Source organism: uncultured Oscillibacter sp., from assembly GCF_910587525.1.
Taxonomy (GTDB): domain Bacteria; phylum Bacillota; class Clostridia; order Oscillospirales; family Oscillospiraceae; genus Oscillibacter.
Genome location: NZ_CAJULS010000093.1, coordinates 1 through 9,505 on the forward strand (window position 1 = coordinate 1; position 9,505 = coordinate 9,505).

Here is a 9,505-nt window from a genome sequence, read left to right on the forward strand (position 1 = left end):
CCCGGGCGGCCTCCACGGCGGCGTTCAGGGCCAGAATATTGGTCTGGAAGGCGATATTTTCAATAGCGGCGATGATTTTGCTGATCTCCTGAGAGGAGCCGGAAATCCGCTCCATGGCAAGGTTCAGGTTCTTGACATACTCCACGCTGATACCCAGCTGGGCGCCTGCCTGTTCCACAAACTGGCCGGCCTCCCTGGTGGCCTGCGCGGTTTTCTGGGCGTTTTCGGAGATGTCGCTGATGGTGGCGGAGAGCTCCTCCACGGAGCTGGCCTGCTCAGTAGCGCCCTGAGCCAGGGCCTGGGCGCTGGTGGACACCTGGTCGGAGCCGGAGGCCACCTGTTCAGCGCTGTTCCGGATCTGGTACATGGTGTCATTCAGTTTGGTCACAATGCTGTCCAGAGACTCTTTAATGGACATAAAGTCCCCCACGTAGTTCTGCCGGGCGCTGTTGGTCAGGTCGCCGCTGGCGATGGAATCCAGCACGGCTGCGATCTCACCGATATAGGAGCGCAGGCGGCGGATGGTCTCCTCAAAGATCCGGCCCAGCTCTCCGATCTCATCGTCAGAATGTACGCTGACATTGATCTCCTCGCCGCTGGTCAGACCCAGACGGCCCTGCTCCAAGTATCCGGCCACCCGTGTGATCTCGGCCAGCGGGGCGGAGACCGTTTTTTTCAGATACGCGGCCATAATCATAACACATATGACGATGACGATGAGGCTCACCACGGAGGACAGAATCACCGTTATGAGGATCTGCCGGCTGGCCTCAGCGCCGGAGATGCCTGCGAAGACCAGCCCGTTGATGTTTCCTCCGGCATCCCTGGTGGGAACATAGGAACAGAGGTACTCCTCGTCCAGGATGATCGCCTTGCCCACATAGGACTGCCCCTGCTGGAGCACGGTGTTGGACAGGCTGGAGGAGAGCTTGGTGCCCACGGCCCGCTCCCCATCCTGAATCACCGTGGTGTAGGCCCGGGTATCGCCCTCAAAAATGGTGAACTCACAGCCCATGCGGCTTTTCAGCTCGTCCAGCAGCTGGTTGGGGTCCTCACCGCCGCCGGTCTGACTGAGGAGATAGGACAGCATATTGGTACCGTTAGTGCAGCGGTCTTTCAGCATTTTAGTGGTCAGGCTGCGGAACATGGCCACACACATGGCTACTGCGAAAATGACTGAGACCACCTGCATGATAATGACCACTTTGCCGACCTTCTGGCCGATGCGCTTATTTGTTTTGACGGCATCGCCCTTGGAGAACTGGTTTTTTTTCATGCTTGTTCACTCCATCTGTTATAATGTTTCTCTGCGGGCGGGATTACCCGCCCAGCCTATCAATTATAATAAGATATGGAGCTTTTTGCAACCCTATTTTTCGTCTGCTTTTTTGACAGAGAATGACTGGGAGGCAGGGTGAACACTGGTAAAGTTGAAAAACAGAGAGGACCGTCAGGCCCCGGTGTTTGGACGGGAATCTGACGGCCCTTTTTACAGATAAATGTAAGCGGCAGGCGGCCATTCTTTACCACACCCGGTCCGGACACAGGCTGTCCCAGCACCAGAGGGTCTGGTCTGTATGCAAAATGATCTCACATTCCTTATGATGGGGACCAAACCAGGCCCAGCACTTGTGAAGAATGGACTGCCAGCTCTGATACTGTGTGATGAACTCCACCTGGAGAGACCCGCCGTTGACGGCGGCGAGAAAGTTTCCCGGCTCCCAGCTGACCCGGAGGGCGTTTCGCCGCTGTTTCTCCGTAAACACGTAGATGTCTGCGCCGTCGATGTCCTCGTCAAGAATCCGGTATTTCACCTCGGAAGGACCGGTCCTGACAATTTTGCCTGTGGAGTTCAGCGGGTGGTCCCGGGTTACCCAAAAGCCGTCCGGAAAATAAAAGGACAGCGTCCTGCTCTCATAGCTCATTTTTTCCGCGCGGCAGTCATGGAGGCTGAACAGGGAGGGGTCATCGTCACAGTGCCGGTACATATTCCGTGTCTCCCATCAGCCCTGCGGATGGCTCTTTTTATAGGTGAGATACCCCTCCAGGATCAGCGACGCCGCCACGGCGTCCACGGTTTTCTTTCGTTTCTTGGCGTTCTTGCCGCTGTTCATCAGAATCTGGTGGGCGTCGATGGTGGTGCGGCGTTCGTCCCAGAGGACCACTGGAAGGCCGGTCCGCTCCTCCAGCAGGGCCCGCATGGTGTGGGCCTTCTGTGACCGGGGGCCCAGAGTGCCGTCCATGTTGACGGGGTGGCCCAGTACCAGTTCCTCCGCGCCGTGCTCCGCCGCCAGGGCAGCAATCCGGTCTGCCGCGGCCTCCGGATGATAGGCATCGATGGTAGCGGTGAACCCTGCCAGCAGGCCGGTGGGGTCCGAGACGGCGATGCCGGTGTGGGCGTCGCCGTAGTCGATGGCCATAATACGCATATATTCCTCACTTTCCGGGGACAAAGTCCTCCTCCACGGGGTAGCTGTCGGTGTCGGAGAAGTGCCACCACTCCCCGCTGTACGGCTTGAAGCCGCAGTCCGTCATCACGTCCTCCAGCAGCCGGGCGTTGGCGGCGGCGGTTTCCGGTACGTCGCTGTAGTCCCGGTCTGCCAGGGGAGAGAAATCGTCAAACCCGGTGGGCATCTCCACTGGAGAGCCGTCTTCCAGCACCAGGGTCACGTCTACGGTGTTTCCCCGGCTGTGGGAGGAGAAGCCTCTCTCCGGGTTCGCTACATATACCGGGTCCGGGTACACCTCCCACAGGCGGAACTGGGCCGCCGCGGGGCGGAAGGCGTCCCAGACCAGCAGGGAGTACCCCTGGGCGGCCAGGGCCTCCTGGGCGGCGGCCAGTTTCTGGATGGTGCTGCAGCGGAGGTATGCCTCTGTGAAATCATAGATGGTCTGGCCGGTAAAATTGTCCTCTCCAGCGTATTTCAGGTCCACCCGGATGCCGGGGACCCATTCCGCCACCGGAAGAAAGTCCCCGGGGGCGGGAGGCGGTTCCGGCTGGGGAGCGGGTTCCGGGACCGGTTCAGGTTCCGGGAGAGGGATGGGCTCCGGGACAGACGCCGGCTCTTCCGCCGGTGGAGGCGCCTCCGGCGGCGGGGGCGTCCGCTGCCCGCAGCCTGCCAGAAGGAGGGAGAGCCCCAGCGCCAGCGGCAGAAAAAGTCGCATGGTTAACACCTCGGTCATTCCGGTTATACTGATCAAGTGGAGTATAGCACACTTCCCGGGACAAAACAAGCCGCCGAAGGAAAGCCACAGAAATCTGGAATTTTTTTGCGGAAACAGTTGACCTTGGACTTGACTTGTGGTAAAATTCCATTTACCTGCGAGAAGGGGCTTTTTTGTCGTGCGCACATTTCGCTTTTCGGCGTGCGGCGAAGGCCGGACTTCCAATCAGCAGGGAGGCAGTCGGCATTCCCGGCGAAGCCGGAGAGATGCCAATAATAAGGAGGTGCCGTTAATGCGCGTAAAAGTCACTTTGAGGTGCAATGAGTGCAAGCAGAGAAACTACAATACGATGAAGAACAAGAAGAACACCCCGGACAAGCTTGAGCTGAACAAGTATTGCCGCTTCTGCAGAAAGCACACGCTCCACAGCGAGACCAAGTAACAAGAATGAAGAAAGGGCGTGTAACGTATGGCTGAAGAAGCGAAGAAGAAAAAGGACCGCGGGCTCTGGTTCCGCGAGATGAAAAGCGAACTGAAAAAGGTCGTCTGGCCGAATAAGCAGACGGTGATGAAGAACACCGGCACCGTGCTGCTGTGCTCTCTGGTGATCGGCGCCTGCATCTGGATCTTTGACTTCGTGGCGGTCTCCGCTGTGGATATGATCCTCAGCGTGTTCGGTGCGTAAGGAGAGCGGTATGTCAGACAGCGCGAAGTGGTATGTGATCCATACCTATTCCGGCTACGAGAACGCCGTCAAGACCAGCATTGAGAAGTTTGTCACCGGCCGCGGTATGGAGGACCAGATCCTCCGGATGGAGATCCCCATGGAGACGGTGACCGAGGTCACCGACTCCGGCGCCACTAAGGAGGTGGAGCGGAAGGTCTTCCCCGGCTATGTGCTGATCAAGATGATCATGACGGACGAGACATGGCATCTGGTGCGGAATGTCCGCGGCGTCACCGGTTTTGTGGGCTCCGCCAACAAGGCCATCCCCCTCAGCGAGGAGGAGGTGTTGGCCATGGGCATGGAAAAGCACGAGATCGTGGTCAGGTACAGCGTGGGCGACCATGTGCGGATTATGGACGGTCCGCTGGCCAGCTTCACCGGCGTGGTCGAAGAGATCGAGCCGGAGAAGAACCGGGTCAGCGTGGTGGTCTCCATGTTCGGCAGGGAGACGCCTGTGGAACTGGAGCTGGACCAGGTAGAGGTCCAGGCCTGACCATCCGGCGCTTTTGGGCGCTGTTCTGCCGGAGATGTTCCGGCGCAAGTGGGAGGGGCCATTTTGCCGCCCCGCCAAAGACGGGCGCTCTGCCCGCCACCACATTTATAATTTAGGAGGTGCTACTCCGTGGCACAGAAAGTAACAGGTTATATCAAGCTGCAGATTCCCGCAGGCAAGGCGACTCCCGCGCCTCCCGTGGGTCCCGCCCTGGGCCAGCACGGCGTCAATATTGCCGCCTTCACCAAGGAATTCAACGAGCGCACCAAGAACGACGCGGGCATGATCATCCCCGTGGTCATCACCGTGTACGCCGACCGCTCCTTCTCCTTTATCACCAAGACGCCCCCGGCGGCCGTCCTGATCAAGAAGGAGTGCAACATCGAGTCCGGCTCCGGTGTGCCAAACAAGACCAAGGTGGCCACTATCTCCAAGGCCTCCATCCAGAAAATCGCCGAGATCAAGATGAAAGACCTGAACGCCGCCAATCTGGAGTCCGCCATGAGCATGATCGCGGGCACCTGCCGCTCCATGGGCGTTGTTGTCGGCGACTGAGCCGAATACCTAAAACCTGCCGAACGGCTAAAGAGGCCGTTCCATACAGTGGGAGGAACTGTTTCCGAAGAACCACTATGAGGAGGAAGTAACATTGTTTAGAGGCAAGAAATATAAGGAAAGCGCCAAGCAGATTGAGAAGAACACGCAGTATGAGGCTGCGGAGGGCTTGGCTCTCGTTTGCAAGACCGCCAGCGCCAAGTTCGACGAGACCGTCGAGCTGCACGTGAAGCTGGGTGTCGACTCCCGCCACGCCGACCAGCAGGTCCGCGGCGCCATCGTCCTGCCCCACGGCACCGGCAAGACGGTCCGTGTGCTGGTGTTCGCCAAGGGTGACAAGGCCGACGCCGCCCGCGAGGCTGGCGCCGACTACGTCGGCGAGATGGACCTGGTGGAGAAGATCCAGAAAGAGAACTGGTTTGACTTTGACGTGGTGGTTGCCAGCCCCGACATGATGGGCGTGGTAGGCCGTCTTGGTAAGGTCCTGGGCCCCAAGGGCCTGATGCCCTCCCCCAAGGCCGGCACCGTAACCCCCGACGTGGCCAAGGCCGTACAGGAGGTCAAGGCCGGTAAGATCGAGTACCGTCTGGACAAGACCAACATCATCCACTGCCCCATCGGCAAGGTGTCCTTTGGCCCCGAGAAGCTGGTGGAGAACTACAACGCCCTGATGGGCGCCATCGTGAAGGCCAAGCCCGCCGCCGCCAAGGGTCAGTATATCCGCAGCTGCGTCGCCGCCTCTACCATGGGCCCCGGCGTGAAGATGTCTACGGCAAAACTTGTCTGATAGTCTGCTGAAAGGGGGGACTGCCGTCCCCCCTTTTTGTATTCCTCTTACCGGCCGTGGACTGGCGCTGCTGCCCGTTGATCTCGCCCTGGAGACCGGACAGGCGCTCAGAGAAAGGCACATCCCCGAGGTTTTCCTGAACGACCTATAAAAACGCTTCATAATGGGAAACTCCCTTTTCAGATTAGTGTTGCTGAAGGCCGCTTCGTCAAACTACTTGTCAAAATATCTAAAACGGGCAACCACCCGTTAATGGATGGCTGCCCAATAAACTGGAAGTTACAACACTATTGACTTATCACTGGTTTTCCATCTTTATCAAGAAGTGGTGTAAAACCTGCTGCATTTCCATTTCTATGAAAAATATAGTTTACGCCAGTTTGAGTATCAATCCAAATTTCAATTACATCAATAGTGCCTTGCTTATAAATTTTTTTAAAACGCTCCATAAGTATTCCTCCATAAATACCGATTTGTTGAGCCTATTATAGCACTGGACTCCTGCCATTTCAATATGCTTTTGTGGAAACCGCCGAAGTTATATTCCAGCAACACATTTCTTAAAAGGGACATGGGAAATTAGGGCTTGACTTTTTGCCAAACCCTGTATATAATACTTCTTGCGTTCCAAAGACAGCAGGTGGGCACTGCCCGTAAGTCCTGCCGAGGATGGCATATCGTGAGATTGCTGCTCCGTCCGTGCGTCTTTGCGCGGACGGTTCTTTTTTGAACGCGCCTATGATTCCTATGGAGGTGAACACAAGAATGCCTAACGCAAAGGTCTTATCCGAAAAGCAGGCCATCGTGGCCCAGCTGACTGAGAAGATCCAGAAAGCCACCGCCGGTGTGATTGTCGACTACAAGGGTATCACCGTTGAGGAAGACACTGCGCTGCGCCGTGAGTGCCGTGAGAATGAAGTGGATTATGCGGTTGTGAAGAACACCCTGCTTCGCTTTGCTTTCAACAACACCGGCCTGAGTGATCTGGACGATCTGCTCAACGGCACCACGTCCCTGGCCCTGTGCGATGATCCCGTGGCCCCTGCCCGTGTCATGGCCGATTACGCCAAGAAACTCAACGGAAAGTTTGAGATCAAGGGCGGCTTCATGGACGGCAAGCCCGTGGATCTGGCCACCATCAACTCTCTGGCGTCCATCCCCGCCCTGCCCGTGCTGCAGGCCCAGGTCCTGGGTACCATGCTGGCCCCCATCACCGGTCTGGCTGTCGTACTGAAGCAGATTGCCGAGAAACAGGGCGCTCCCGCTGAGGAGGCCGCTCCTGCCGAAGAGGCTCCCGCCGCCGAGTAAGCGGCACCCACACACTTAAAAATTTACTATCAGGAGGTTCATACAATGTCTGAGAAAGTTACCGCCATGATCGAAGAGATCAAGGGTCTGACCGTTCTGGAGCTCAGCGAGCTCGTCCACGCTCTGGAGGAGGAGTTCGGCGTCTCCGCCGCCGCCATGGCCGCTCCCGCCGCCGCCGCTGCCCCCGCCGCCGAGGAGAAGACCGATTTCGACGTGGTCCTGGCCGGCTTCGATGCCGCCGCCAAGATCAAGGTCATCAAGGTTGTCCGCGAGATTACCGGCCAGGGCCTGGCTGAGGCCAAGGCCACTGTCGAGGGCGCTCCCACCACTCTGAAGGAGGGCGTTTCCAAGGATGACGCCGAGGCTCTGAAGAAGCAGATCGAAGAGGCCGGCGGCAAGGTCGAGCTGAAGTAATTTCAGGCGATTTTACAAGTCGTTCCCCTCAGAGGGGACGAGGCATTTTTCGCAATGGAGAGGCCCGCGGCAAATGCCGCGGGCCTTTTTACTGCCTGGAGAAAAGAGAGGAATGATTTATGAAACGGGAGCGTTTTCAATCAAGGCTTGGATTCTTGCTGGTGAGCGCGGGGTGCGCCGTGGGCATCGGAAATGTGTGGAAATTCCCATATGTCACCGGTGAGAACGGCGGCGGCGTATTCGTGCTGTTCTACCTGCTGTTTCTGGTGATCATGGGCGTGCCGGTGCTGACCATGGAGCTGGCGGTGGGCCGGGCCAGCCGGAAGAGCGCCGTGCTGAGCTACAAGGCTTTGGAGCCGGAGGGCAGTAAGTGGCACGTCCACGGCTGGTTCTGTGTGGCGGGCTGCTGCCTTTTGATGATGTTTTATACCACCGTCTCCGGCTGGATGCTGGGTTACTTCTTCAAATTTGCCGCCGGGGCCTTTACAGGTCTGGAGGGAGAGGCGGTGGACAATATGTTCTTTGAGGGGATGCTGGGGAACCCGGCGGAGATGACCATCTGGATGGTAGTTACCGTGCTGGCCGGTTTCCTGATCTGCAGCTTTGGTCTGCAAAAAGGCCTGGAGCGCATTACCAAAGTGATGATGGTGGGTCTTCTGGCCCTGATCGCCGTGCTGGCTGCCCACAGCCTGACTCTGCCGGGCGGCATGGAGGGCGTGAAGTTCTACCTTCTGCCGGATTTCCGGCAGGCTGCTGAGGTTGGCCTGGGCAGTGTGATCACTGCCGCCATGAATCAGGCTTTCTTCACCCTGAGCCTTGGTATTGCCGCCATGGAGGTCTTCGGCAGCTATATGAGCCGGGACCACACGCTCACCAGCGAGGCAATCCGCATCTGCTCGCTGGACACCTTTGTGGCGCTGATGGCGGGTCTCATTATTTTCCCGGCCTGCACAGCCTTTGGCGTCCGGCCGGACAGCGGTCCATCCCTGATCTTCATCACCCTGCCCAAGGTGTTTTTGAACATGGCTGGCGGACGGCTGTGGGGAGCGCTGTTTTTCCTGTTTATGACCTTTGCCAGCTTCTCCACGGTCATCGCCGTGTTTGAGAATCTCCAGGCCAACTGCATTGATAACTTCGGCTGGAGCCGGAGGAAAGCTACCCTGATCAACTGCGTACTGATTCTCATTGCCAGCTTCCCCTGCGTCCTGGGATTCAATGTCTGGAGCGATCTCCAGATTATCGGAGGCCGGGGGGTGCTGGACAGCGAGGACTTCCTGGTGTCCAACCTGTTGCTGCCCTTGGGCTCCCTGGTGTACCTGCTGTTCTGTGTCAGCAGATGGGGGTGGGGCTACGACAGGTATCTGGAGGAGGCCAATACCGGAGAGGGAGTTAAGATGCCCCATTGGCTGAAGCCTTACTTCCAGTATGTGCTGCCGGTTCTCATCCTGGTGATCCTGATCCAGGGATTGATCCCCGCATAAATGACCGCAAAAAAACTTAAAAAAGCACCGCTCGGCCGAAAAGGCAAAGCGGTGCTTTTTTTAATCCGTATTATTCCCGCAGACCCATGGTCTCCCATCTGTGGCCCAGGAAGCGGGGGAGGAAAAAGGCGATGCGGAGAATCCAGTCCACAAACATGGCCATCCAGATGCCCAGCACGCCAAAGCCCAGGTGCCGGCCCAGCAGGATGCCAAAGCCCACCCGCATGGTCCACATGGATACGGTAGAGACCACCATGGTGAACCGGGTATCTCCGGCGGCCCGAAGGGCCTGGGGCAGGGTGAAGGACAGGGGCCAGATCAAAACGCCCATGACGCCGTGCATCCACACAATCTGCCGGGCATAGCCCGCCGCCTCGTCGGACACGTTATACAGCCGCAGCAGCAGCGGCAAAGAGACGAGAGTGATGGCGATAAACACCACCATGAAGAGATAGGTGTATTTCATCAGCTTGCTGGTATAGGACCGGGCCTTTTCATAGCTGCCTGCCCCGATGCAGCGGGAGACCACCGTCACAATGGCAAGGCCCAGGGCGTTGCCCGCCACGCACTGGAAG

The 9,505-nt window shown here is 57.9% G+C and carries 14 protein-coding genes and 1 other annotated feature; of the genes, 8 read left to right on the forward strand and 6 right to left on the reverse strand.

Annotated features, from left to right (window positions below):
* From QZ326_RS09025 to QZ326_RS09040, 4 genes are all read right to left on the reverse strand, one after another.
* A partial coding sequence (locus QZ326_RS09025; RefSeq protein ID WP_295744199.1) for a methyl-accepting chemotaxis protein occupies positions 1 to 1,276 on the reverse strand: 1,276 nt, incomplete at its 3' end.
* A 247-nt stretch (positions 1,277 to 1,523) separates the two neighbouring features.
* Entirely contained in the window at positions 1,524 to 1,988 is a 465-nt protein-coding gene (locus QZ326_RS09030; RefSeq protein ID WP_295744202.1) for a hypothetical protein, read from the reverse strand.
* Positions 1,989 to 2,003: 15 nt separating this feature from the next.
* Positions 2,004 to 2,429 (reverse strand): Holliday junction resolvase RuvX, encoded by a 426-nt coding sequence (ruvX, locus tag QZ326_RS09035; RefSeq protein WP_295744206.1) that lies wholly within the window; start codon positions 2,427 to 2,429, stop codon positions 2,004 to 2,006.
* Between the two features lie 7 nt (positions 2,430 to 2,436).
* Positions 2,437 to 3,165 carry a M15 family metallopeptidase gene (locus tag QZ326_RS09040; RefSeq protein WP_295744209.1) on the reverse strand — a complete coding sequence of 243 codons (729 nt, stop codon included), beginning with the start codon at positions 3,163 to 3,165 and terminating at the stop codon, positions 2,437 to 2,439.
* A gap of 292 nt (positions 3,166 to 3,457) precedes the next feature.
* Here QZ326_RS09040 and rpmG point away from each other — a divergent pair, with 292 nt between their 5' ends.
* The 5 genes from rpmG to rplA all read left to right on the forward strand — a co-directional run bounded on the left by rpmG (position 3,458) and on the right by rplA (position 5,727).
* Positions 3,458 to 3,607, forward strand: a complete 150-nt coding sequence (rpmG, locus tag QZ326_RS09045; protein ID WP_016323379.1) for a 50S ribosomal protein L33 — start codon at positions 3,458 to 3,460, stop codon at positions 3,605 to 3,607.
* Between the two features lie 27 nt (positions 3,608 to 3,634).
* Positions 3,635 to 3,850 (forward strand): preprotein translocase subunit SecE, encoded by a 216-nt coding sequence (secE, locus tag QZ326_RS09050; protein ID WP_016323380.1) that lies wholly within the window; start codon positions 3,635 to 3,637, stop codon positions 3,848 to 3,850.
* 10 nt (positions 3,851 to 3,860) lie between these two features.
* Complete coding sequence (nusG, locus tag QZ326_RS09055; protein WP_295744213.1) at positions 3,861 to 4,385, forward strand: transcription termination/antitermination protein NusG; 525 nt, start codon at positions 3,861 to 3,863, stop codon at positions 4,383 to 4,385.
* Between the two features lie 129 nt (positions 4,386 to 4,514).
* Positions 4,515 to 4,940 carry a 50S ribosomal protein L11 gene (rplK, locus tag QZ326_RS09060; RefSeq protein ID WP_295744216.1) on the forward strand — a complete coding sequence of 142 codons (426 nt, stop codon included), beginning with the start codon at positions 4,515 to 4,517 and terminating at the stop codon, positions 4,938 to 4,940.
* 94 nt (positions 4,941 to 5,034) lie between these two features.
* Complete coding sequence (gene rplA / locus QZ326_RS09065; RefSeq protein WP_016323383.1) at positions 5,035 to 5,727, forward strand: 50S ribosomal protein L1; 693 nt, start codon at positions 5,035 to 5,037, stop codon at positions 5,725 to 5,727.
* A gap of 287 nt (positions 5,728 to 6,014) precedes the next feature.
* On the opposite strand, the gene QZ326_RS09070 is transcribed toward rplA, so the two are convergent.
* The gene (locus QZ326_RS09070; RefSeq protein ID WP_286082223.1) at positions 6,015 to 6,176 is read right to left on the reverse strand and encodes a DUF6440 family protein; all 162 of its coding nucleotides are present in this window, start codon (positions 6,174 to 6,176) and stop codon (positions 6,015 to 6,017) included.
* Positions 6,177 to 6,336: 160 nt separating this feature from the next.
* Positions 6,337 to 6,461 (forward strand) — a sequence feature (ribosomal protein L10 leader region).
* A 31-nt stretch (positions 6,462 to 6,492) separates the two neighbouring features.
* Here QZ326_RS09070 and rplJ point away from each other — a divergent pair.
* The 3 genes from rplJ (at position 6,493) to QZ326_RS09085 (ending at position 8,930) form a co-directional block, all read left to right on the forward strand.
* Positions 6,493 to 7,035 carry a 50S ribosomal protein L10 gene (gene rplJ / locus QZ326_RS09075; protein WP_295744226.1) on the forward strand — a complete coding sequence of 181 codons (543 nt, stop codon included), beginning with the start codon at positions 6,493 to 6,495 and terminating at the stop codon, positions 7,033 to 7,035.
* A gap of 45 nt (positions 7,036 to 7,080) precedes the next feature.
* Complete coding sequence (gene rplL, locus QZ326_RS09080; RefSeq protein WP_295744229.1) at positions 7,081 to 7,449, forward strand: 50S ribosomal protein L7/L12; 369 nt, start codon at positions 7,081 to 7,083, stop codon at positions 7,447 to 7,449.
* A gap of 119 nt (positions 7,450 to 7,568) precedes the next feature.
* Positions 7,569 to 8,930 carry a sodium-dependent transporter gene (locus QZ326_RS09085; protein WP_295744231.1) on the forward strand — a complete coding sequence of 454 codons (1,362 nt, stop codon included), beginning with the start codon at positions 7,569 to 7,571 and terminating at the stop codon, positions 8,928 to 8,930.
* 70 nt (positions 8,931 to 9,000) lie between these two features.
* Here the strand turns inward: QZ326_RS09085 and QZ326_RS09090 are convergent.
* On the reverse strand, positions 9,001 to 9,505 hold a 505-nt coding region (locus QZ326_RS09090), incomplete at its 5' end, for an MATE family efflux transporter (RefSeq protein WP_295744234.1).